The organism is Arthrobacter sp. KBS0703, from assembly GCF_002008315.2.
Classification (GTDB): domain Bacteria; phylum Actinomycetota; class Actinomycetes; order Actinomycetales; family Micrococcaceae; genus Arthrobacter.
In genome coordinates this window covers 3886480-3909298 of sequence record NZ_MVDG02000001.1, presented here as the reverse complement: position 1 = coordinate 3909298, position 22819 = coordinate 3886480, and the positions used below count along the sequence as shown (strand labels likewise).

At 66.7% G+C, this 22819-nt stretch carries 23 protein-coding genes; 15 read left to right on the top strand and 8 right to left on the bottom strand.

The genetic code is table 11. From position 1 onward, the window contains the following. The first annotated feature begins 82 nt into the window (after positions 1-82). The gene (locus tag B1A87_RS18160; protein WP_078028681.1) at positions 83-964 is read left to right on the top strand and encodes a LysR family transcriptional regulator; all 882 of its coding nucleotides are present in this window, start codon (positions 83-85) and stop codon (positions 962-964) included. 66 nt (positions 965-1030) lie between these two features. Here B1A87_RS18160 and B1A87_RS18155 read toward each other — a convergent pair whose 3' ends face one another. Next, positions 1031-2131 carry a LacI family DNA-binding transcriptional regulator gene (locus B1A87_RS18155; protein ID WP_078028680.1) on the bottom strand — a complete coding sequence of 367 codons (1101 nt, stop codon included), beginning with the start codon at positions 2129-2131 and terminating at the stop codon, positions 1031-1033. Positions 2132-2309: 178 nt separating this feature from the next. Here B1A87_RS18155 and B1A87_RS18150 point away from each other — a divergent pair, with 178 nt between their 5' ends. The 6 genes from B1A87_RS18150 to B1A87_RS18125 all read left to right on the top strand — a co-directional run bounded on the left by B1A87_RS18150 (position 2310) and on the right by B1A87_RS18125 (position 8136). Further along, positions 2310-3170: an ABC transporter substrate-binding protein gene (locus B1A87_RS18150; protein WP_078028679.1), complete on the top strand. Its 861-nt coding sequence runs from the start codon at positions 2310-2312 to the stop codon at positions 3168-3170. A gap of 110 nt (positions 3171-3280) precedes the next feature. After that, on the top strand, positions 3281-4069 hold the full coding sequence (locus tag B1A87_RS18145) for an amino acid ABC transporter permease (RefSeq protein WP_078028678.1): 789 nt from the start codon (positions 3281-3283) through the stop codon (positions 4067-4069). Continuing rightward, on the top strand, positions 4066-4845 hold the full coding sequence (locus tag B1A87_RS18140) for an amino acid ABC transporter ATP-binding protein (protein WP_078028677.1): 780 nt from the start codon (positions 4066-4068) through the stop codon (positions 4843-4845). Before B1A87_RS18145 ends, B1A87_RS18140 begins: the two co-directional genes overlap by 4 nt. Further along, positions 4845-5888, top strand: coding sequence for a Gfo/Idh/MocA family oxidoreductase (locus B1A87_RS18135; RefSeq protein WP_078028676.1), 1044 nt, complete (start codon positions 4845-4847; stop codon positions 5886-5888). Before B1A87_RS18140 ends, B1A87_RS18135 begins: the two co-directional genes overlap by 1 nt. Before the next feature lie 58 nt (positions 5889-5946). Beyond that, a complete protein-coding gene (locus tag B1A87_RS18130) occupies positions 5947-7068 on the top strand; it encodes an FAD-binding oxidoreductase (RefSeq protein WP_078028675.1) in 1122 nt (373 codons plus the stop codon). A gap of 75 nt (positions 7069-7143) precedes the next feature. Further along, positions 7144-8136, top strand: coding sequence for a hypothetical protein (locus B1A87_RS18125; RefSeq protein WP_260680938.1), 993 nt, complete (start codon positions 7144-7146; stop codon positions 8134-8136). Between the two features lie 4 nt (positions 8137-8140). Here B1A87_RS18125 and B1A87_RS18120 read toward each other — a convergent pair whose 3' ends face one another. Together B1A87_RS18120 and B1A87_RS18115 are read right to left on the bottom strand one after the other, a co-directional pair. Further along, positions 8141-8413: a hypothetical protein gene (locus B1A87_RS18120; protein ID WP_078028694.1), complete on the bottom strand. Its 273-nt coding sequence runs from the start codon at positions 8411-8413 to the stop codon at positions 8141-8143. A 19-nt stretch (positions 8414-8432) separates the two neighbouring features. Then, positions 8433-8897 (bottom strand): DUF6194 family protein, encoded by a 465-nt coding sequence (locus B1A87_RS18115; protein WP_078028674.1) that lies wholly within the window; start codon positions 8895-8897, stop codon positions 8433-8435. A 114-nt stretch (positions 8898-9011) separates the two neighbouring features. On the opposite strand from B1A87_RS18115, the gene B1A87_RS18110 reads away from it, so the two are divergent. Then, positions 9012-9467 (top strand): DJ-1/PfpI family protein, encoded by a 456-nt coding sequence (locus B1A87_RS18110; RefSeq protein WP_078028673.1) that lies wholly within the window; start codon positions 9012-9014, stop codon positions 9465-9467. Here B1A87_RS18110 and B1A87_RS18105 read toward each other — a convergent pair. Genes B1A87_RS18105 through B1A87_RS18095 form a run of 3 tightly spaced genes read right to left on the bottom strand, consistent with a single transcriptional unit; the run spans position 9454 to position 11669 of the window. Next, entirely contained in the window at positions 9454-9897 is a 444-nt protein-coding gene (locus tag B1A87_RS18105) for a GNAT family N-acetyltransferase (protein ID WP_078028672.1), read from the bottom strand. The two genes, B1A87_RS18110 and B1A87_RS18105, sit on opposite strands and share 14 nt — an antisense overlap. Before the next feature lie 52 nt (positions 9898-9949). Next, complete coding sequence (locus tag B1A87_RS18100) at positions 9950-10867, bottom strand: DMT family transporter (RefSeq protein WP_221937594.1); 918 nt, start codon at positions 10865-10867, stop codon at positions 9950-9952. A gap of 40 nt (positions 10868-10907) precedes the next feature. After that, positions 10908-11669: a TetR/AcrR family transcriptional regulator gene (locus tag B1A87_RS18095; protein ID WP_078028670.1), complete on the bottom strand. Its 762-nt coding sequence runs from the start codon at positions 11667-11669 to the stop codon at positions 10908-10910. Between the two features lie 108 nt (positions 11670-11777). Between B1A87_RS18095 and B1A87_RS18090 the strand changes: the two genes are divergently transcribed. The 3 genes from B1A87_RS18090 to B1A87_RS18080 all read left to right on the top strand — a co-directional run bounded on the left by B1A87_RS18090 (position 11778) and on the right by B1A87_RS18080 (position 15528). Next, complete coding sequence (locus tag B1A87_RS18090) at positions 11778-13247, top strand: NAD(P)/FAD-dependent oxidoreductase (RefSeq protein WP_078028669.1); 1470 nt, start codon at positions 11778-11780, stop codon at positions 13245-13247. A gap of 56 nt (positions 13248-13303) precedes the next feature. Continuing rightward, positions 13304-14827, top strand: coding sequence for an APC family permease (locus B1A87_RS18085; RefSeq protein ID WP_078028668.1), 1524 nt, complete (start codon positions 13304-13306; stop codon positions 14825-14827). A gap of 170 nt (positions 14828-14997) precedes the next feature. Then, positions 14998-15528, top strand: coding sequence for a pyridoxamine 5'-phosphate oxidase family protein (locus B1A87_RS18080; protein ID WP_260680937.1), 531 nt, complete (start codon positions 14998-15000; stop codon positions 15526-15528). Between the two features lie 51 nt (positions 15529-15579). Here B1A87_RS18080 and B1A87_RS18075 read toward each other — a convergent pair whose 3' ends face one another. Next, the gene (locus tag B1A87_RS18075; RefSeq protein WP_078028666.1) at positions 15580-16920 is read right to left on the bottom strand and encodes an MFS transporter; all 1341 of its coding nucleotides are present in this window, start codon (positions 16918-16920) and stop codon (positions 15580-15582) included. Between the two features lie 227 nt (positions 16921-17147). Between B1A87_RS18075 and B1A87_RS18070 the strand changes: the two genes are divergently transcribed. From B1A87_RS18070 to B1A87_RS18055, 4 genes are all read left to right on the top strand, one after another. Then, the gene (locus B1A87_RS18070) at positions 17148-17876 is read left to right on the top strand and encodes a GntR family transcriptional regulator (RefSeq protein ID WP_260680935.1); all 729 of its coding nucleotides are present in this window, start codon (positions 17148-17150) and stop codon (positions 17874-17876) included. 185 nt (positions 17877-18061) lie between these two features. Next, complete coding sequence (locus B1A87_RS18065; RefSeq protein ID WP_078028664.1) at positions 18062-19408, top strand: L-fuconate dehydratase; 1347 nt, start codon at positions 18062-18064, stop codon at positions 19406-19408. Beyond that, positions 19405-20976 carry an aldehyde dehydrogenase (NADP(+)) gene (locus B1A87_RS18060; protein ID WP_144275871.1) on the top strand — a complete coding sequence of 524 codons (1572 nt, stop codon included), beginning with the start codon at positions 19405-19407 and terminating at the stop codon, positions 20974-20976. Before B1A87_RS18065 ends, B1A87_RS18060 begins: the two co-directional genes overlap by 4 nt. 5 nt (positions 20977-20981) lie before the next feature. Further along, positions 20982-22184, top strand: coding sequence for a fumarylacetoacetate hydrolase family protein (locus tag B1A87_RS18055; protein ID WP_078028693.1), 1203 nt, complete (start codon positions 20982-20984; stop codon positions 22182-22184). A gap of 66 nt (positions 22185-22250) precedes the next feature. Here B1A87_RS18055 and B1A87_RS18050 read toward each other — a convergent pair whose 3' ends face one another. Further along, a complete protein-coding gene (locus B1A87_RS18050) occupies positions 22251-22718 on the bottom strand; it encodes an SRPBCC family protein (protein WP_078028662.1) in 468 nt (155 codons plus the stop codon). Positions 22719-22819 lie beyond the last annotated feature (101 nt).

The window sequence follows — 22819 nt, the reverse complement described above, 5'->3', positions numbered from 1 at the left end:
GAAGGCTGCTAATGAAGACTAAAGTCGGTCTGCAATGCATGTCCAAGTGCATTTCTGCATTGCGTGATACCCTCACGGTATTATGTATTCCTTGGACCAGCTCCGCGGCTTCGTGGCCGTCGCAGAAGAGTTGCACTTTGGCCGCGCCGCCGCTCGCCTGAACATGACCCAGCCGCCCTTGAGCCGGCAGATCCAGAAACTGGAAAAGGCCATTGGGGTGCAGCTGTTTGACCGCGACAACCGCGGTGTCACCCTGACCGCCGCCGGCACGGCCTTCCTAGCCGACGCGCTCAAGCTGCTGGAGCTCGCCGAGGCCGCGCCGAGTCTCGCGCGCCGGATATCCGCGGGCTCCGCCGGTGCCGTCCGGATCGGATTTACCGCCGCGTCCACGTTCGGGCTCCTCGGCGCCCTCCTGAACGAAATCTCCGGAGCGCTGCCCGATGTGGATATCGACCTCAGGGAGATGGTGACCAAGGACCAGACGTCGGCGCTCATCAACGGCGACATCGACCTGGGGCTGGCACGTCCGCCGTTCGATGATGAGCTGTTCGATTCCCGCCTGCTGTACCGGGAGCCGATCATGGTGGCAGTTCCGTCAGGTCACCGCCTGACGCAACTGGACCGGCAGCTGACCGCGGAGGACCTGCACGGTGAGGACCTCATCATGCACTCACCCACGCAGGCGCGCTATTTCTACGACCTGGTGGTCAGCCTGGTGTCCTCGCACCGGACGTTCGTGCACACCGTCAGCCAGATCCTGACCATGATCTTCCTCGTTGCGGCGGGACGCGGCGTGGCGCTCGTGCCCCAGTCGGCAACCGTCCTGGGCATTGACGGGGTGGAATACCTCGAGCTGGGCGGCTTCGAGGTGGATCCGGTGGAGCTCCACGCCATCTGGATGCGCAACTCCCGCAACCCGGCGCTGCACCGCGTGCTCGAGGCCATCAACGAACAGGGCGATTAGACGTTTCGGAATGAACGGCGCGCCGTGGCTGGATGGCGCGGTGCCGGGCGGCGCCTGGTCGGGCCTTTACCCTGCCTGAACTGCCAGACGCCCCTTTGACGGCGCCGGAGCCGCACCGACGGAGCCGCGGCGGATGAGTGTCGCTCTGAACTCCGGCCGTGCTCCGCGGGGTGCGCGGCCCTCGATCTGCCGGATCAGGGCGGCCGCGGCGGCCGCGCCCATGTCATAGACCGGCTGCGCGATGACCGTCAGGGGCGGTGTGGTCAGGCGGGTCCAGGCGAAGTCGTCGTACATCAGGAACGAGACATCGCCCGGAATGTCGAGGCCAAGTTCCTGAATGGTTTCCACCACGCTGAGGGCGATGAGGCCGTCAGAGGCGACGACGGCGGTGGCCGGGTCAGGCTGCAGGAGGACCTCCCGGGTGATGTTCCGGATAGACTCGGCATCGCCGGCATTGAGCCGCACGAGGTCTCCGGGGGTCGGCAGCCCGGCGTCCTCGAAGGCGCGCCGCATGCCGTCCAGGCGGTCGGAGATCTGCGAGGAGTCGAGCCTCGCGCCGTCGCCGTAGGCGGCGTCCGTCCGCAACGTGGAGATAAAGGCGATCCTGCGGTGGCCTGCCTCGATGAGGTATTGGGTGGACTCATAGGAGATGCCCGCCATGTCGACGGCGACCGTCTCGACGGCAAGCCCTTCCGCAGAGCGGTCCAGCAGGACCAGCGGGCGCCCGGAATCGTGAACCCGCTGTAAATGTTGTGTTTCCACCGATGACGCGGGAGCCACGATGAGGCCGTCCACGCGCTTGTCCAGAAGGACCCGCACGGCGTCCACTTCGGCCGCCGTATTCTCGTCCGTGTTGATCAGGATGACGTTGAATCCGCTCTTCTTCGCCGTGTCCGAGATGCCCCTCGTGGCCAGGCCGAAGTGTGGGTTTTCGATGTCTCCCACCACCACGCCTATGGTGTTCGATTTCCCCGTGTTCATGCTGCGGGCGAGCTCATTGGGCCGGTAGTCCAGCTCTTCCGCCGCGGCCAGGACGCGCTCCCGAACGTCGTCGCTAACCGCGCCATAGTTTCCCAGGGCGCGGGCTGCCTGCGCCTTGGACACTTGGGCGGCTTTTGCGACGTCGGCAACCGTTACGTCGCGCCGTCTGGCTCCGTCACTGCTCATGTTCACCTTTCGGGAGGGCTATTGACGCCTGATTTAGCTTCGGCTACATTTCAATCAATCGATGTGAGTCCGGTCTCAATCCTAGGGACTGAGACCGGACTCAGCAAGAGTGATTCATCGAGAACCTCCTCCGGCGGCCCTGACAGCACCGCTCTCCCTCCAACGATTGGACAACGCTGTGATCAAACTGAACTTCCGCCCGGCAGCCGTGGCTGCAGCAGCCTTGGCGGCTGTGCTCGCACTCTCGGGCTGCGGCGCGTCCTCGTCGGCATCTTCTGCGCCAGCTGACAACCCGTACGGCCTGATTCAACCGGGCACCATACGGGTCGCGAGCCTCGGCGACTCCAAGCCCTACACCTTCGCCGACGCCCAGGGAAACTTCACTGGCTTCGACGTTGAACTGTTCAAGGACGTGGCCCACCGCGCCGGCGTAGACAATGTGGTCTTCACCGGGCAGGACTTCTCCGGCCTGCTCGCCGCAGTGGCCAACGGCCAGTTCGACGTCGGTGTGGCCGCCATCGGCATCACCGACAAGCGCAAGGAAACCGTTGACTTCTCCGAGGGCTACCTCGCCGGTTACCTTACAGTCATCACCACCAAGACCTCCGGCATCAAGGACGCCGACGGCCTGTCCGGCAAGCGCCTCGGCGTAGTCCAGGGAACGCTTCAGGAGGCTTACGCGGTCAAGAACTTCACGTCCGCCAACCTGGTCCGCTTCCCGGACAACAACACGGCAATTTCCGCCGTGAACAGCGGCGCCGTGGACGCCCACTTCCTGGACTACGAGGCAGCCAAGGCCTACCAGGAGCAGTACGGCCTGGTGAGCGCTGCGGACATCCCGTCCTTCGACGCCCCCGCCGGGTTCGCCGTCGCGAAGGGCAAGACCGCCTTCAAGGAGGCCCTGAACAAGGGACTGGCCGCAGCAATGGAGGACGGCACCTGGAAGAAGCTTTACCAGAAGTGGTTCCCGGGCTCGCCGATGCCGGAGCAGTACCTGCCCAAGGCGGAGCAGACCGCTTCGCCGACGCCGAGCAAGTAGCAAGCCCGGCGCATACGCCGCCGGGCACCAAGCCAACCGGCTCACCACCGGGCAGGCCGCCGGACGCGGCCTGCCCGGGATTCACAAGCTAACTACGTCTGAGAGCAACCATGGACTGGCTCAACACCATCATCCGCACGTTTTTCGACTTCGGCGCAATGGCCGAAGTGCTGCCCCAGCTCCTCGGGGTGGGCCTCCTGAACACCCTGATCATTTCCGTCGCGGCCACCATCATCGGCCTGGTGCTGGGCATGATCGTGGCAATCATGGGCATTTCCCCGTCCAAATGGCTGAGGGTTCCCGCCCGGATTTACACCGATCTCTTCCGCGGCCTTCCCGCGATCCTCACTATCCTGCTGATCGGCCAGGGGTTCGCCCGCCTGAGCCAGTCGATTTTCGGGCCGTCGCCGTACCCGCTGGGAATCATCGCCCTGAGCCTGATCGCCAGCGCTTACATCGGCGAAATCTTCCGTGCCGGCATCCTCAGCGTGGACAAGGGCCAGGGCGAGGCGTGCCGCGCGCTCGGAATGAGCTACGCCAAGTCGATGGCCCTCGTGGTGGTACCGCAAGGCATCCGCAGGGTGCTGCCTGCCCTGGTGAACCAGTTCATCGCGATCGTCAAGGATTCTTCGCTCGTCTACTTCCTGGGCCTGCTGGTCAGCGAACGTGAGCTGTTCCGCGTCGGCCAGGACGCCGCCGTGCTCTCCGGCAACCTCTCGCCGCTGGTCATGGCGGGCATCTTCTACCTCATCATCACCGTGCCGCTCACGCATCTGGTGAATTACTTCGACAACCGCTTCCGGACGGGCCGGCGCCGGCCGTCCGCGCCCAGCAGTGGGCTGAACGAAGTCAAGGAACTCGATGCGGCGTCGCCGCTGATCACCGGGAGCAACACATGAGCCTCGCAAGCAACACCGCCAACACCGCCGCCGCGGACGCCAGCACCTTCCACGGCTCCAGCCTGGAGCTGAAGAACCTGACCATGGCATACGGGGACATCGAAGTGCTCCGCAACGTCAGCCTCACCGTGGCCCCCGGCACCACCACGTGCATCATCGGGCCGTCCGGTTCGGGCAAGTCCACGCTGCTCCGCGGGGTCAACCGCCTGCATGAACCCAAGAGCGGGGACGTGCTGCTGGCCGACGAGAGCGCCCTGAAGGTCAAGCCGGATATCCTGCGTGCCCGGATCGGCATGGTCTTCCAGCACTTCAACCTCTTTCCGGACCACACGGCACTGGAGAATGTTGCGCTGGCGCTCTGGAGCGTCAAGGGAATGTCGAAGGCCGAGGCCAGGGAACACGCAAGCCGCCGCCTCGCCGAAGTGGGCCTCGCCGAACGCGCAGACCACCGGCCCCGGGACCTCTCCGGCGGACAGCAGCAGCGCGTCGCCATCGCGCGGGCACTGGCCATGGAACCCGAAGTGATGCTCTTCGACGAAGCCACCAGCGCACTGGACCCGGAACTGGTCAAGGGCGTGCTGGGCCTCATGGCGGGCCTCGGCAAGCGCGGCATGACCATGCTCGTGGTCACGCACGAAATGGGCTTCGCCCGCAAAGTCGCCGACCAGGTGGTCTTCATGGACGAGGGCGAAGTGGTGGAGGCCGGCACGCCGGCCGAACTCTTCGACAATCCCCGCAGCGAACGGCTCCAGCGCTTCCTGTCGGAGGTGCTGTAATGAGGACGGTGACCGACGGACCCATCCGCACCGCCGTCGTCGGATTCGGGATCTCGGGCAGGGTCTTCCATGCGCCGCTGATCAACGCGGATGGCGACTATTCGCTGGATGTGATCGTGACGGCGGATCCCGAGCGGGCCGCGGAAGCGGCGAGGCGCTACCCCGAGGCCAGGATCGTCCCGACGCCGGAGGCGCTGTTCGCCATGGCCGGGGACCTTGATCTTGTGGTCCTCGGGACGCCCCCGGCAACCCACGTCGATCTCGCCTCAACCGCAATTTCCCACGGCCTCCACGTCGTGGTGGACAAGCCGTTCGTCACGGCGTCGGCCCACGGCGACGAGCTCATCTCCCAAGCGGCCGACGGCGGCGTGCAGCTGACGGTGTTTCAGAACCGCCGGTGGGACGCGGACTTCCTGACGCTCCGGAAGCTCGTGCGGGAGGGCGCCCTGGGTGAAGTCCGAACCTTTGAGTCGCGCTTTGAATGGTGGCGGCCGGAAGGCTTCGGCAACTGGCGCGACACTGCCACCCTCACAGCAGGCGGCGGCATTCTCCACGATCTCGGGGCCCACCTGATCGACCAGGCCATCCAGCTTTTCGGGCCCGTGGCGGAAAGCTACGGGGAGACGGCAAATCACGCACCCCGCCCCGAAGGCGCCGACACCGAGGCCTTCGTGTCCCTGCTTCATGAATCCGGGGTCCGGTCCAGGCTGTGGATGAACGGCATGGCAGCCCAGGCAGGCCCGCGCTTCCATGTCCTGGGGTCCGCGGCCGGTTACACCAAGTGGGGCCTGGACAGCCAGGAACCGGCCCTCGCGGCCGGGATCACGCCGTCGGATCCTGCCTACGGCGTCGATCCCGAGGACTCATGGGGAGTCCTCGGCACCGACGGCGCCTCCGTGCCCGTGCCGGCCCAGACCGGTGCCTATCCCCGGTTCTACGCCGAGCTCGCGGGCTGCCTCCGCGGGGAGGGGCCGCTCCCCGTCGACCCCGCTGAGTCCGTCCAAGTCCTCAGGATCATCGAAAAAATCCACGCGTTCGCGTAGCCGCGCGCGAGCTTCGCGCGGCCAAAGCACCCCGTACACCATTAGAAAGGGGAGACGTATGTCCTCCACAGCTTCAACCAAACGCGTCGCCGTCATCGGCGGCGGCATCCTCGGAGTCTCCACCGCCGTCCACCTGCTCCGCGGAGGCGCCTCGGTGGTCCTGCTGACCGAAACCGGTCTTGCGAGTGAAGCCAGCGGCCGCTCACTCTCCTGGCTGAATTCCGCGGGGGAGCGGTCCACGCCGTACCACCTGCTGCGCCTCGCCGGCGTCGACCGCTACCGCACGCTTTTCGCAGCCGATCCGAGCCGGGAATGGCTGCAGTTTGGCGGCGGCCTCATGTGGAACGCAGCCGGGGAAAAGGCTGTCACGGAGGCCCGCCACGCCTACGAGAGGTCTGTGGGCTATGACTCCAAACTGCTGGCTCCGGACGAGATTGCATCGGTCACCCCCGGCATCGATGCCGGCGCTGTGCCGGAGAACGCCATCTTCAACCCGGGCGAGGGCTGGGTCAGCCTGCCGGACCTGGTGGATTTCCTCATGGCGGAGTTCCACGCCCGCGGCGGTGAGCTGGTCCTCAACGCCGGCAAGGCGTCCGTAACGGTCGACGGCGGCCGGGCCGCCGGCGTCGAGACGGCGGCTGGTGAGATCTACGAAGCCGATGCGGTTCTCGTCGCCTGCGGGGCCGCAACACCCGCCGTGGTGGCGCCGCTCGGCGTCGAGATTCCGAACGCGTCCCCTGTCTCCATGCTGGTGGTGACCAAGCCCGTGGAGCACGAGGTTGCCGCCGTGATGAACACGCCCCGGGCCGCCGTCCGCCCCAACCCGGGAAGCACCTTCGCCCTCGACCACGACTGGTATGAAGGGAGCATCACTGAGCATGCAGACGGGACGTTCAGCATTCCGGATGAGGTGGTCCAGGAACTCGCTGACGAAGCGTCCAAGCTCATTGCCGGCAACCCCGAGCTCAAGCCGGCGTCCTGGAAGATCGGCTACAAGCCCATCCCGGGCGACGGCGAGCCCGTCCTGGGCGAACTGGGCCAGGCGCCGGGCTGCTTCGTGGCGTTCACGCACTCCGGAGCCACGCTCGGCCTCATCGCGGGCGAACTTCTCGCGGGGGAAATCCTGACCGGAAACCGGCATCCGATGCTGGCGACCTTCCGGCCGGGGCGCTTCTCCTGACTCTCCGGTCCTGAGACTCCCGGAGCACAGACCGGAAGGTACTGCACGAAGGACAAGGGCGACGGCCAGCGGTCTATGGCGGCCGTCGCCCTTTCCTTTGAGCGCGTGTATTTTGAGGGGATGGAGGTCCTGGACTGGCTACTCGACTCTGACCCTTCGATCCGCTGGCAGGTCCTTCGCGACCTCACGGATGCGCCGGCGGAGGCTGTACACGCTGAGCGGGAACGTGTGGCCAGCGAGGGCTGGGGTGCCCGGCTGCTCGCGCTGCAAGGCACCGACGGCCAGTGGGACGGGGGCACCTACTTCCCATCGCCGTTCGATGAATCCGAGGTCGGACAGCCCTGGACCGCGACGGCCTACAGCCTGCTGCTGCTGCGTGACTTCGGGCTCGAGCCCGGCAGCGAAGAGGCCCGCCGCGCGGTGAAACTCGTCCGGGAGAACAGTCGCTGGGAGGAAGGCGATCAGCCGTTCTTCGACGGGGAAGTGGAGCCCTGCATCAACGGCATGACGGTGGGCCTCGGTGCCTACTTCGGCGAAGACGTCGACGGCGTGGTCGCCCGGCTGCTCGGCGAGCAGCTCGCAGACGGCGGCTGGAACTGCGAGGCCGAACGGGGCTCAACACGGTCATCCTTCGCCACCACCATCAACGTGCTCGAAGGGCTGCTGGAACACGAGCGCACCACCGGCGGGACGCCGGCAACTGTCGCGGCCCGGCACCGCGGCGAGGAGTACCTGCTCGGACGCGCACTCCTCCGGCGCAAGAGCACCGGCGAACTGATCAACACGGACTGGCTGCAGTTCTCGTACCCGACGCGCTGGTTCTACGACGTCCTCCGCGGCCTCGACTACTTCCGCGACGCCGGCGGCGCTCCGGACCAACGCCTCGCCGAAGCCATCGAGCTGCTGCGCTCGAAACGGCAGCCCGACGGCACCTGGCTGCTGGAAAACACCCATCCCGGACGGATCCACTTCGCCCTGGAAGAATGCGACGGGCGACCGAGCAGGTGGAACACCCTCAGGGCGCTGCGCGTGCTCACGTGGTACGGGCAGGCCTATGCCGCTCCGTAACCAGCTATTCCTCGGCGGCTTCCTCGGCCAGCTCGGTGAGAACGTCGGCCGCGTCAGTGTTGCCGCCGGCGGAGAGGCGGCGCAGCTCGTTCAGGTCTTCTTTTTCTGTGGCGAGCTCAACGAGCTGGTCCGCGGCATCCCGGCTGCCGCCGTCTGCGAGGCGCCGCAGCTCCTCGAAATCCTCCCGCTCGGCGGCAAGTTCAACGAGTTCCCCGATGGCGTCGGGGTCGCCGTGGGCAGCTCGTTCCCGTAGGGCGGCGAGATCACAATCGGACATGGTGGAACCTTCCATGGAGCTAGAGAGCCATCCGGCGTTCGTAGCGGGACCGGGCGAGTTCGTAGGCCTTACGGAGCAGGTTCTGCACTGTCTGGGATGTCGAAGGCCCCGGGTTGACGACGGCCAGCCACCCCAGTGATCCGTAGACGGGATGTGCAATGACCCTGTCATCCACACCCGGATCAACGTCCTCCGCCGGATCGCCGGGTTGATGGCCCGTCCACTCAACGAAGGCAGGCTTCCCGGCAGCCACGTTCACGCGGAAGGCTCCGGGCCGGTCGAGGCGTGACCGCTCGTCGTCGGGGTAGTTCTTGGTCACGATGGTCGCAAACGGCTGGGTCGCCTTGGGCATGGTGCCGTCCGGGGCGTAATAGAAGAATGCATCGCCCCAGGCAATTTCGGGCGAGCCGTCTCCCGGGGCGGGAACGACCGCGAGTGCGCCGTCGAAGCTTTTCACGAATTCAATAACCTCTTCCATGGTCATGCCTCAAGGGTGGCAAACCGGCGGCAGCTCCACAATGAGCGGCGGCTGTCTGGCGGGACCGAGCCGCTAGCCGAGCCGCGCTGGATGACGCACGCCCTCATATAGTCTGAAATCATGCCGCCCGGTCCACTGAGAATCGTTGTCCTCCTTGCCGCGGCGGGGCTCCTCACCGGCTACCAAGCCACCAGCCACTGGGCGTCCCTCCAGATGCTCGAAAACTTCGGCGTCCACCCGACCTCCGAAAGAGTCGTCCGCGACAGAAACCGAATCACAGGTGCTGGCGTTACCTCAGGGATTGATTTTGCCTTCACGTTGGCGGCGGAGCTCTTTGGCGACGACGAAGCGCGCAGGATTCAGCTGGCCATCGAATATGACCCGAAACCGCCGTTCGACCACGGCTCGCCAGGCAAGGCAGACCCTGAAACAGTAAAGAGCATCATCGCCGCCACCGAGAGTCTCCGCATGGCCTCGATCCGTAAGTCTGCCAGCGCGCTGGCGACCGCGCAGCACGCCGTCGAAACTGCCAGAAAAGATGAATCCACCGCGTTCGATGCCGCTAGCGGGAATTGAGGTGTTTCTTAAAGAACGTGGCAGCGTCCGCGTACCCAAGGGCAAGGTAGAAATCGCTGGCCCGCCGGCTAGCTAACGACACGTTGGCCGCACCTTGCGACTCCGCCCATGCCTCGACTTCAAACATCAAGGCCTGTCCCACGCCTTGTCGGCGCGCCAGCTCGGCAACCATGACCTCCTCGACCCAGGCAACAGGGCCATTGGCAAGAAACGTGGCGCGGCTGTGGGCCAACAGATAGCCCACAACCGATCCGGGACTGTGCTCGGCTACGAGAACGAGGGTATGGGGCGCCTCGACCAGCGAACGGAATGTTAGGTCAAAAGACTCACGCTCTGGCCGGGACGTCGACGCGAAATCCTGAACTAGACGCCAGACGTCGTCCGCATCAGTGGTGGCGGCGAGTCTGATGGTCATGCTGAGGTCGGGCATTCGGCCACATTACCCCTGCGTGAACCGCATGTGGATGCACGGCCGCCTGCACTCATACCGCCGGATCGCGGACTTTATCCCGCTGCCGCGTGGCGGCCGGGGGCACGGGCGGCGTCTTGAGTTCAAGCCGCTGCCCCCACATGGTGCCAGCCAGCACGAGCACCACACCCAGGATGCCGAGGGGGCCCAGGACATCGCCGGCCAGTGTTACGCCGATGACTGCGGCCCAGACCGGTTCGGTTCCGAGCAGGAGGCTCACCCTGGTTGGAGAAGTCCTGCGCACCGCCCACATCTGGATGAAGAACGGGAACACCGTGCAGACGATCACGAGATAGGCCATTTGCAGTAAGGCGGACCCGTCCATGCTTGTGGCATAGGCCACGACCGGTGCTCCCCAGAGGCCCGACATGATGAGAAATACGAGACCGCAGGTCGCCATCTGCACGAAGGTCAGATTCAGTGAATCGATGCGGGGTCCGGCCGAAAGCCGGTGCATCCCCGTCACATGGACCGCCCGCGCAACGGCCGCCAACAGGATCAGCAAGTCCCCGAAGCCGAAGGACGCCGAGGCGCCGCCCGTGGCGAGGAAGTACACGCCGGCAACCGCGATGACCGCGGCCAGGTAGAACAGCCCGCTCAGCCTCCGCTTGCCCACCACGGTCTCCAGCACGGGAGTCATCACGATAGTCAGGCTGATGATGAGCCCGGCGTTAGTGGCGCTGGTCGCCGCAAGGCCGAAGGTTTCGAACGTAAAGACTGTGGACAAGAGCAGGCCCAGAATGCCGCCGATCACGGCCTCCGTCCTCTTCAACCGTTTTCGCAGGGCGACGAGGATCAGGCCAAGCGCGACGGCGGTCAGCAGCATTCGGACGGCAAGCACCGCCAGCACGGTGTCCGGGCTGACCAGCTCCTTGGCGACCCAGTAGGTTGAACCCCAGGCCACGGCAACGGCGAGCAGCAACACGTCCACGATTGATGTCCGCCGTGGCGAGGCCCGTGCGGCGAGGCGGTCAGACACTCCGTAGCCCGGGCGCTGGCGGTTCCTCGCGAAGCGTCCCGAGCCCCGCAATCAGTGCCTCAAGGCCAAGGCTGAACGCCACGTCCGCCGGCCGTTCATGCCCCTGCGCGGCCAGGCTTCGCACTGCGCCGGTGAAACTGGGCGTGGCGTCGGCCATGGAGCCGGAGTCGAAAATGTCCGCCGGAGCTGTGACGTCGTAGGCCGAGCCAAAAATGAACGACTCCAGCGCCACGATGGACGAGACAATCCGCTCTTCGGGGAAGCCGGCGTCGCGGAATCCGGCGCTCACGGTCTCGTACATGGCCAGCGTCTGCGGGGCGTCCGTCACCGGGAGCACCGCGATGACCGGGATCAGCGGGGTGTGCCGCGAGAACACGTCCCGGTAGCTCCACGCCCACTTCCGGACCGCTTCCTCCCAGCGCTCGGCGCCGAAGGCTGACACGTCAACCAGGGCGGCGAGGTGGTCCTCCACCAGCAGCAGCACGTCGCGTTTGGATTCCATGTGGTTGTAGAGGGCCGACGGGGCGACGTTCAGTGAGCGGGCCAGCGCGGCCATGGTGAGGCCGTCGTAGCCCTTCTTTTCAATGAGCTTCAGCGCAGCGGCCGTGATGCCTGCTTTGTCCAGGACCCCGCCTACCGGGCGGCCGGCCCGGCGCCGTCCTGCCTCGGATCTCGGTTCGCCGAGGGCTGTGCTTCCGGGGGAGGCTGGTGATGCCGGCATGGCTGGCCTTTCTGCGGGCGGTGTCCTCAGCATTATTCCATCAGCCTCTTCCGCGGGCAGGCCAAAAGCGCTATAGTCATCATAAATGAATGGCATTCATTTAGTGGTCCGCATCACTCGGGCGGCCACAGAGAGGACATCATGCTGAATCTTGACCGCGACGTCGTCGTCGTAGGCGCCGGCCCTTCCGGCCTCACCGCCGCCCGTGCACTGAAGAAGGCCGGCCTGACCGTTGCCGTACTGGAAGCCCGCGACCGCGTGGGCGGCCGCACCTGGACCGACACCGTTGACGGCGCCATGCTGGAAATCGGCGGCCAGTGGGTCTCGCCGGACCAGACGGCCCTGCTGGCGCTCCTGGACGAGCTCGGCCTCGAGACCTATTCCCGCTACCGCGACGGCGAGTCGGTCTACATCGGTGCGGACGGGACCCCCATCCGCTACACCGGGGAGTCCTTCCCCGTCAGTGCCACCACGGCTTCCGAAATGGACAAGCTCACGGGACTGCTCGACGCCTTGGCCGCCGAAATCGGCCCCACCGAGCCCTGGGCCCACCCCAAGGCGCGGGAACTGGACACCATTTCGTTCCACCACTGGCTCCGCCAGAACTCCGCCGATGAAGAAGCCTGCAACAACATCGGCCTGTTCATCGCCGGGGGAATGCTGACCAAGCCCGCCCACGCCTTCTCCGCGCTGCAGGCAGTGCTGATGGCCGCCTCCGCCGGCTCCTTCACCCACCTGACGGACGAGGACTTCATCCTGGACAAACGCGTGATCGGCGGAATGCAGCAGGTGTCCCTGCTGCAGGCGGCGGAACTGGGTGCCGACGTCGTGCTTGACAGTCCGGTGCGCACCATCAGTTGGGAGCCAACCCCCGCCGGCGGAAACACCGCCGGCTACCGCGTCACCGCCGTTTCCGAGCGGGCCACCGTCAACGCCCGCTTCGTGATCATGGCCGTGCCGCCCAACCTGTACTCGCGCGTCTCCTTTAACCCGCCGCTGCCGCGCCGCCAGCACCAGATGCACCAGCACCAGTCGCTGGGCCTGGTGATCAAGGTGCACGCCGTTTACGGCACGCCGTTCTGGCGCGAGGACGGCCTGTCCGGCACCGGCTTCGGCGCAGGGTCCCTGGTGCAGGAGGTCTACGACAACACCAACCACGGGGATTCGCGCGGAACCCTGGTGGGGTTCATCTCGGACGAAAAGGCCGACGCCGTCTTCGAACTCAGTGCGGAGGACCGCAAGCGCGCCGTCCTGGAATCCATCGCCGGCTTCCTGGGGGAGAAGGCGCTGGAACCGGAGGTCTACTTCGAATCCGACTGGGGCTCGGAGGAGTGGACCCGCGGTGCGTACGCCTCCAGCTACGACCTCGGCGGCCTGCACCGCTACGGCAAGGACCAGCATGCGCCGGTCGGACCCATCTACTGGTGCTCCTCCGACCTCGCCGCCGAGGGCTACCAGCACGTGGACGGCGCCGTCCGCATGGGCCAGTTCACGGCGGCCCGCATCGCGGCCGCAGCAGGGACGGCGGCGGCAATCCGCAGCACCGCAACGCACAGCACCCCAGCGTTCGGCGAGGCCGAGCTGGCCGACGCCGCGGCCGCCGTCGGCTGACCGGCGCGGCTCCCCACCCATTCAACGACGAATGAACTTTCCGGAGAGGCAATCCCATGAGCACTAGAGCCGCTGCCGCCAAGGGCGCGGACGCATCGTATAAGACGCTCAGCGAAAAAGGCCTGAAGGCCGGGTCTGTGGGGCTGATCGGGGCGGTGGTGATCGGCGTGTCATGCATCGCCCCGGCGTACACGCTCACCGCGGCGCTCGGTCCCACGGTGTCCGAGGTGGGCGTGCACCTGCCGGCGATTTTCCTCGTGGGGTTCATCCCCATGCTGCTGGTGGCGCTCGGGTACCGCGAACTGAACAATTCAATGCCCGACGCCGGGACTTCCTTCACGTGGGCAACGCGGGCCTTTGGCCCGTGGATCGGCTGGATGGGCGGGTGGGGGCTGATCGCCGCCACCATCATCGTGCTGTCCAACCTGGCGGCCGTCGCCGTCGACTTCTTCTACCTCATGCTCTCGCAGCTGTTCGGCAACCCCGAACTCGCCGAGCTGACCACCAACCTGCCGCTGAACATCGCCACGACCCTGGTGTTCATCTCCCTTGCCTGCTGGATTTCCTACCGGGGCATGGAAACCACCAAGGGCGTCCAGTACGTGCTGGTGGGCTTCCAGCTGCTGGTGCTCGGCTGGTTCGCGGTCTCCGCCTTCCTTCATGTGGCCAACGGTTCCGCCTTTGACGCCACGGCCATTTCGCCTGACTGGTTCAACCCCTTCGCCGTGGACTCCTTCTCCTCATTTGCGGCGGGCGTTTCCCTCTCGATCTTCATCTACTGGGGCTGGGACGTGACGCTGACCATGAACGAGGAAACTAAGAATCCCGATAAGACGCCCGGGCGGGCGGCGACCGTGACCGTCGTCGTCATCATGGCCATCTACATGATGGCGGCCCTGGCCACCCTCTCCTTCGCCGGCGTAGGCGAGACGGGGCTGGGCACCGGGAACCCGGACAACCAGTCCAGCATTTTCGCCGTGCTTTCCGGGCCGGTGATGGGCCCGTTCGCCATCCTGATGTCCCTGGCCATCCTCAGCAGCTCGGCGGCGTCGCTGCAGTCGACGTTCGTCTCCCCGGCGCGGACCCTGCTGTCCATGGGGCACTACAAGGCCCTGCCGCGGACGTTCGGCAGGGTCAGCCCGGCGTTCAAGTCCCCGAGTTACGCCACGATCGCCGCCGCCATCGCAGCAGCAGCGTTCTATGTCATCACCAGGACCACCTCCGAGAACGCCCTTTGGGACACCATCACGGCGCTGGGCATGATGATCTGCTTCTACTACGGCATTACGGCCCTGGCCTGCGTCTGGTTCTTCCGGAGCGTGGCGTTCAGCAGCGCCCGGGCATTCTTCTTCAAGTTCCTGGCACCCCTGCTGGGCGGCGTGATCCTGCTGGTCATGTTCTTCAAGACGGCCTACGACTCGATGGACCCCGAATACGGATCCGGATCATCCGTGGGCGGTGTGGGCATGGTGTTCGTCCTGGGCATGGGCGTGATCCTGCTGGGCGTGGTGGTCATGCTCGTAATGGCCAGGGTGCGGCCGGAGTTCTTCAAGGGCCAGGTGCTTGCCCGGGGACTGTGACGCCGGGGAGTGTGACGCCGAGGCCGCGCGGATGCGGGTCGGCGCAGGAACAGGGTAGAAAGTAAGCACGCTTACCAATACGCTGGTCCAAGGGGAATCTTCCCGCAGTGCACCAAGCACACAGAGCAGAACGCACGGTACGGAACACACGGACAGAACGAGGTGGCAGCATGCCGGAAACCGAAAACATCAGCAAGGTCACGGACATCATCAACCATTCCCACATCGGAATGTTTACCACCATCAACGAAGAAGGCGCGCTGGTCAGCCGGCCGTTGGCCGTCCAAGACGTCAAGGACGACGGCGACATGTGGTTCTTCACCGGGGAAGGAACTTCCCAGGTTGCCCACGTCGGCGCGGATCCGCGGGTCAACGTGTCCTTCGGCAAGCGAACGGAATGGGTGTCAGTCGCCGGAACCGCGGAAGTGGTCCGGGACCGGGCGAAGATCCGCGAACTGTGGAACCAGGCCGTTGAAGCGTGGTTCCCGGACGGACCCGACACTCCCGAGGTGGTCCTGCTTCGCGTTGACTCGGACTCCGCTGAATACTGGACGAGCCCCGGCGGCACCGCGGCCACCGTGCTGCAGTGGGTCAAGTCCAAGGTCACCCACAGCCGCATGAGCGTCGGCGCTGTCTCTTATACACATCAGTGGAGCTGTAGTTCCCCACCCCCAACCCAACTGCAACGCGGGGTCATTTAACGCCCGTCCGGAGGTCCGGATGGGGCGGGAAGTGACCCCGCGTTGCTGTTGTTAAACCGCCGGTACCGGCTCCTTTACCTTCAGGGGTTCGATCTTGCCCATGACGAACAGGTAGTTGGCGGCACCGATGAGGGAGACCGCGCCGATGACGGCGAGCGGCGCCACGAACGATCCGGTCTGGTCCACAAGCACGCCGATCAGGATCGGGGTGAAGATGCCGGCCAGGTTGGAAGCGAAGTTCTGCAGGCCGCCGATGGAGCCCACGTGCCGGGAGCTGGGTGCGATGTCGGCCGGCAGCGACCAGATGCCGGTGGCGGCAACGGTGAGGCTGGAGTACGCGACGGACAGCAGCGCGAGGGCCATCCATGCTTCGGGAACCAGTGCGGCGAACATGATGACGGAGCCGCCTGCGAGTCCGCCGGCAATGGCAGTCTTGCGGACCTTGGTGACGGATGCGCCGGCCCGGACTGCGCGGTCGGCCAGGTAGCCGCCGAGCCAGCCGCACAGCACGGCGCAGATGCCCGGGATGGCGCCAAAGAAGCCAAGCTTCAGGAGGTCGAAGCCGCGTTCCTTCACGAGGTAGCTCGGGAAGAAGGTGATGAAGAAGTAGATGGCGCTGTTCAGGCAGAAGAAGCCGAACATCATGCTGAGGACCGTGCGGTACTTGAAGAGCGAACGCCACGGCAGCTTGGCGGCTCCGGCGTCATCGCTGGCTTCGCCGCGGGCGCCGCCTTCTTCGATGTAGGCCACTTCGGCGGCATTGGCGCCCGGGTGTTCCTGCGGGCTGCGGTACACCTTCCACCAGACGGCGGCCCAGATGAGGCCGGCGATTCCGATGATGATGAAGACCGCGTGCCAGGAGGTGACCGCCACGATCAGCGTGACGATGGGCAGTGCGATGACGGCGCCCACCCGCGATCCGGAGTCCCAGATGCTGGTGGCGAATGCGCGCTCCCGGACGGGGAACCAGGTGCCAACCACCTTGGCGGCGGTGCTGGGGGCCGGGCTTTCGCCGACGCCGAGGAGGAACCTTGCGGCGAAGAGTGACCAGAAGCTGGTCGCTGCGGCGGTCACCATGGTGAAGACGGACCACCACACCGCCGCCAGGGAGAATGACCGGCGCGGCCCCACCTTGTCCACGTACCAGCCGGCGGCGAGCTGGCAGAAGTCGTAGGCCCAGAAGAAGGCTGCAAAGATGAGGCCCTGCTGCGTGGCGGTGAGCTCGAAGTCCTTGCCCATGAACGGTAGTGCGACGCTCAGGCTTGAACGGTCAAGGTAGTTGATGCTGAGCCCGATGAAGGCGAGCCAGATGATGACCCAGCGCTTCCGGGTCATGAGGCGCGGTGGTGTGGGGGATGACTTGGTGGCGGTCTTGCTTCCGAGCGCAGTCATGCGGTCTCCTTCGACGTGAACATGGCTTCGGGTGCCCTGGGCACCGGCGGGAGGGAAGACGCCGAAGATGTCGGCGCCAAAATCATATAGGAATCTGGTTAATCATATAGATAATGTGATCCGGATCAAGTCCTGCTCCAAAAAAGTTCCGCACTCCGTCCGCGGCGCGCGGTGGCTTATGATTCCCCAAACGACTCCCGTCAGACCAGAACCAAAGAGGTAAGCGCGTGCCACCACGTCAATCGTCCGATACTTCACGAGGCAAAGCCGCAGTCACTGACGTTTATTCGTCCATGCGCGCGGCCATCCTGGAGGGCGAAATTGCGCCGGGCACGCGCATCAACATCGACGCCGTTGCGCGCACCCTCGGCGTCTCGCAGACGCCCGTGCGGGAAGTGCTGCAGCGCCTCGAGGGCGACAACCTGGTGGTCTACAGCCCCGGGCGCGGCTACAGCACCACCCCGCTGCTGGGGCTGGCTGAGCTGCGGTCGCTATTTGAATTCCGTCTCCTCGTGGAGCCCTGGGCGGCGCGCGCGGCCGCCGTGGACCGGCTGGCGAATCCTGCGGCGGCCCTGGGGAAGGAGCTTGCCGGGTTCCGGGAGACCATGGCCACCGCGGGGGACCTGCGGCAGGACCTCGTGGCCCACGACACTCGCTTTCACGACACCATCCTCGCAGCCTCGGGCAACCCGGTGGTCCGCCACGCCTTCGCCCAGACCCACTGCCACCTCCACACCTTCCGCCTGTACCCCGCCGACGTCGACGGCGCCATCACCGTGGCCGAGCATTCGGCCGTCCGGGATGCGATCGAGGCATGCCTGCCGGAGCAGGCCGAGGCCGCCATGGCGGAACATATCCGCAACTCCTTTGGCCGCTTCGCCCAGGCCTTCGAGGGGCATGCGGAACTGTCGCCGCTGGAGGACGGCGGGCCGCCCCGGAAGCGGATTATCCGGTAGGCGGAGCCTCGCCGCACCTCAGCCCCGGCCTTTGTGGCCGGGGCATTTTTCTGTCCCGTGGCGCCGGCGGAGACGGGACGCGGGAGTCCGGGACTTGATCTGGGTCACAGTTCCTATATGATTATCGAAATTCATATAGGAAATCATGCCCATCCCCTCCAGCACTGCCACGAGAGAAGAGATCCATGCCTTCCATCACCTCCATCACCACCCAGGACGTCCGCTTCCCGACGTCCCTGGAACTCGACGGCTCCGACGCGGTCAATGTCGACCCCGACTACTCCGCCGCCTACGTCGTGATCCGCACCGACGCGGGCGACGAAGGCCACGGCTTTGTATTCAGCTGCGGCCGCGGCAACGAGATCCTGACAGCCGCCGTCGACGCCTACGCCCGCCTGCTCATGGGCCGCGACATCGACGAGCTGATCTACGACCTGGGCGGCGCGTCCAAGCGCCTCATCCACGACTCCCAGCTGCGCTGGCTCGGGCCGGAGAAGGGCGTGACGCACATGGCCTGCGGCGCCCTGATCAGCGCCCTGTGGGACATCCGCGGCCGCCGCGAGAACAAGCCCCTCTGGCTCCTACTCAGCGAAATGTCCCCCGAGGAGATCGTGGACGTGGTGGACTTCACCCACATCCGCGACGCCCTTAACCCCCAGCAGGCGCTGGACATCCTGCGCGCCGGCCAGGACGGCAAGGCGGCCCGCATCGCCGCGCTGCAGGCCGACGGCTACCCGGCCTACACCACCTCCCCGGGCTGGCTCGGATACAGCGACGAGAAGCTGGTCCGGCTGAGCAGGGAAGCCGCCGCAGACGGCTTTTCCATGATCAAGCTCAAAGTGGGTGGCGACATCAACGACGACCGCCGCCGCATGGCCCTGGCCCGCCAGGCCGTGGGCGACCTCTCGATCGCCATCGACGCCAACCAGCGCTGGGAAGTGTCCGAGGCCATCGAATGGGTCAACCAGCTGGCCGAGTTCAACCCATACTGGATCGAAGAACCCACCAGCACCGACGACATCCTGGGCCACGCCGAGATCCGGAAGGGCGTTTCGCCGGTGCGGGTGGCCACCGGTGAGGCCGTGGCCAGCCGGATCGTGTTCAAGCAGCTCCTCCAGGCCGGCGCCATCGACGTCCTCCAGCTCGACTCCACCCGCGTGGGCGGCGTCAACGAGAACATCGCCAACCTCCTGCTGGCGGCGAAGTTCGGCGTGCCGGTGTGCCCGCATGCCGGCGGCGTGGGACTGTGCGAACTGGTCCAGCACTTCTCCTTCTTCGACTACGCCGCCGTCAGCGGCAGCCAGGAAGGCCGCATGATCGAGTACGTCGACCACCTGCACGAACACTTCGCGGAGCCCGTCCGGATCGTCAACGGACGCTACGCCGCGCCGAAGCTCCCCGGCACAGGCGCCGAAATGTTCAGCGCGGCCCGCACCCGCTGGGAATTCCCTGCCGGCGCGGGATGGCAGGAAGTGGGCGGCAGGGCAGCCGTCACGGGCGCCTCGCGGGTTCCCGCGGAGGCCGGCCGATGACCGCCGCGGACACCGCGGTCCGGAACTCCGCAGCCGGGGCGGCCACCGGACCGGACCAGCTCAATGCGGCCGTCGAGGAGGCACAGGACGCCTTCGAACAGGGCCGGACGGCGGATCCCGCCACCCGGGCCGGGTGGCTTGAGGCCATCGCGGCCGGACTGGAACAGGACACCGCGGCGCTCGTGGAGATCGCCGTCAGGGAGACACACCTCGGCGCGCCCCGCCTGGAAGGCGAACTCAAACGCACCGTTTTCCAGCTGCGGCTCTTCGCGGCCGAAATCCTGCAGGGCGAGCATTTTGACGCCACGATCGACCACGCAGACCCCTCGTGGGGCATGGGACCGCGGCCGGACCTGCGCCGCTACAACGTTCCGCTCGGCGTGGTGGGGGTCTTCGGAGCCTCGAACTTCCCCTTCGCGTTCAGCGTGATGGGCGGCGACAGCGCCTCGGCACTCGCCGCCGGCTGCGCCGTCGTGCACAAGGCACATGACGGGCACCGCGAGCTCGCGGTCCGCACCGCCCAGACGGTGCCGGCAGCGCGCGACGCCGCCGGCGCGCCGTCGGGCCTCTTTGCCCTGGTCACCGGACGGCAGGCCGCCGAAGCACTGGTGGACCATCCGCTGGTGAAGGCCATCGGCTTCACGGGTTCGACGGCGGGCGGCCGGGCACTGCTAAACCGCGCCGCTGCGCGGCCGGAACCCATTCCCTTCTTCGGGGAACTTGGAGGCATCAACGCCGTCTTCGTCACCCGGAGCGCCTGGGCAGCACGTCGCGAGGAAATCCTCACCGGATACGCAGGATCCTTCACCCTGGGCATGGGCCAGTTCTGCACCAAGCCGGGGCTGCTGTTCGTTCCGGCTGGCACGCCGGCCGGAACGTCACAGGGTATGGCGGCGGCGGAGAACGCGGAGGTCCGCAGCATCCTGGCGGCCGCCCTCGCCGACTTCACTCCGGCACAGCTGCTCAGCGACCGCCTCCACCAGGGTTACGCGGATGCCGTCCGCCGCCTGCAGGACACCACCGGCGTGGAGCTGCTGGTCGAGGGCGACTTCGCCGCGGCGCCGGCGCCCACCGTCTTGCACACCACGGCCGACGCGGTGCGCAGGAACCCGGAAATCCTGCGGCAGGAGATGTTCGGCCCGGCCAGCCTCGTGGTCGAGTACGGGGACGAGTCCGAACTCGCCGGGCTCGCCGCACTCCTCGAGGGCCAGCTGACCACCACGCTGCAGGCCGAAGAAGACGACGACGTGGCCGAACTCGCCGCCCGCCTGACCGAGATCAGCGGCCGGGTCCTCTGGAACGGCTGGCCCACCGGCGTCACGGTCAGCTACGCCCAGCACCACGGCGGCCCCTACCCGGCCACGACGTCGGCCACCACGTCCGTGGGAACGGCCGCCATCCGCCGCTTCCTGCGCCCGGTGGCGTACCAGTCTTTCCCCGCCGCCCGCCTGCCGGAACCGCTCCGGGACGGCAATCCATGGAAGGTTCCGCAAAGGGTCGACGGCGTCTGGCACCGGCCGTCGGCGGCTCGCCAGCAGGATGCCTTCAACCGGGAGGGTGAGCTGTGAGCGGCATGACGGACCTGGCGGCGTCGGTCCTTCCGGAGGATGCGTGGCAGGCCCTGCTCGTAGGCCGGGTCTGGGACGTCGAGACCGGCGGCCCCCGGGTGGTCGCGGTCAGCGGCACGGAGGTCTTTGACCTGCACCGCGTGGCCGGCACCGTTTCGGAACTGCTCGAGCTGCCCAGCCCCGCTGCCGCAGTCCGCGCTGCGCTGCTGGACCCGGACCTGGCGGTACCGCGGTGGGCGACGGCCGACGTCGTCAGCGCCTCGCTGGCAGGCGACGCCACCCGCCCGCATCTCCTGGCGCCCGTTGACCTGCAGGTCGTCAAGGCCTGCGGCGTGACGTTCGTGGACAGCATGATCGAGCGCGTCATCGAGGAGCGTTGCGCCGGTGATGCCGGGCGGGCCGCGGAGATGCGCGAGCTGGTGGGCACGGCCCTCGGCGGAAGCATCGCCGCGGTCCGTCCGGGGTCCGCGGAGGCTGCCGAGGCCAAGCGCGTGCTGATCGCGGAGGGGCTGTGGTCGCAGTACCTGGAGGTGGGCATCGGGCCGGACCCCGAGGTGTTCACCAAAGCTCCGGTGCTGTCCTCCGTTGGCCTCGGCGCGGGCATCGGCATCCCGGCCTTCTCCTCCTGGAACAACCCGGAACCGGAGCTCGTGCTGATCGTCACGTCCCGGGGCGAGGTGGTGGGCGCGACGCTCGGCAACGACGTCAACCTGCGGGATGTGGAAGGACGCAGTGCCCTGCTGCTGGGCAAGGCGAAGGACAACAACGCGTCCAGCGCCCTGGGTCCCCTCATCCGGCTGTTCGACGGCGCGTTCACCCTGGACACCCTGCGCGAGGAGGAGATCCTACTGGGCGTCGAAGGTGCGGACGGCTACCGGCTCGAGGGCCGCAACACCGTGGCCCGGATCAGCCGGCCGTTCGAGGAACTGGTGGCGGCCACCCACGGCAGGCACCACCAGTATCCGGACGGCTTCGCACTGTTCACCGGGACGCTGTTCGCGCCGACGCAGGACCGGGACGAACCGGGGCAGGGCTTCACGCACAAGCACGGCGACGTGGTCACCATCCGCAGCCGCCACCTCGGTGCCCTGGTCAACACGGTCGGCGCTTCAGAGGAACTGCCCGAGTGGACCTTCGGCCTGCGGCAGCTGTTCGGCTATTTGGAGGCCCAGCGGCTCCAGCCGGCGGGAAGCGCCGGGCAGGGCTAGCGTTTGCGCCGATACCGGTGATCCGGCACGCCCGTTGGGGGGCGTGCCGGACCACCCCATGCGTTCCTAGGCCGTGCGCGAAGCCGCAGCGGCACCCAGGGAGGCCAGGCCCTTTTCGAAGTCCCCGCCCACCATCTTGTCCATGTTCATGAACAGGCCGAACACCTTGCCGATGCCCTTGTGCTCGCCGGTCATGGTCCAGGTGACGCGCGTGCCGGTGCCCTCGGGAACGAGCGTGAAGGTGGTGGGGTTGACGCCCGGGAACGGCTTGGTGAATTCCAGCCGGATGTTGACGTTGTCCGGTTCCTGCGAGCCGACGATCTCCATGTTGCCTGCGCCGGCCTTGCGGTTGCCGCTCCAGGCGTACTTCGCGCCCACGCCTGACTCCGGGCCCGAGTAGGTGCGGTTCAGCGCGGGGTCCACGGCTTCCCACGGCGACCATTTGGTCCATTCATGGAAGTTGTTGACCAGCGGGAACACGTCCTTGGCGGGGGCGGGGATGAGGGCACTGCGAGTGACCGAATAGGTTGACATGGGCCCATCCTACGGCCGGATCCGGGCCGCCGGGAGGAGGTCTGGCCGCGCCGTTGCCGGGCACTTACAATCGGGGTGGATGAACCGGGAAATAGTCACCC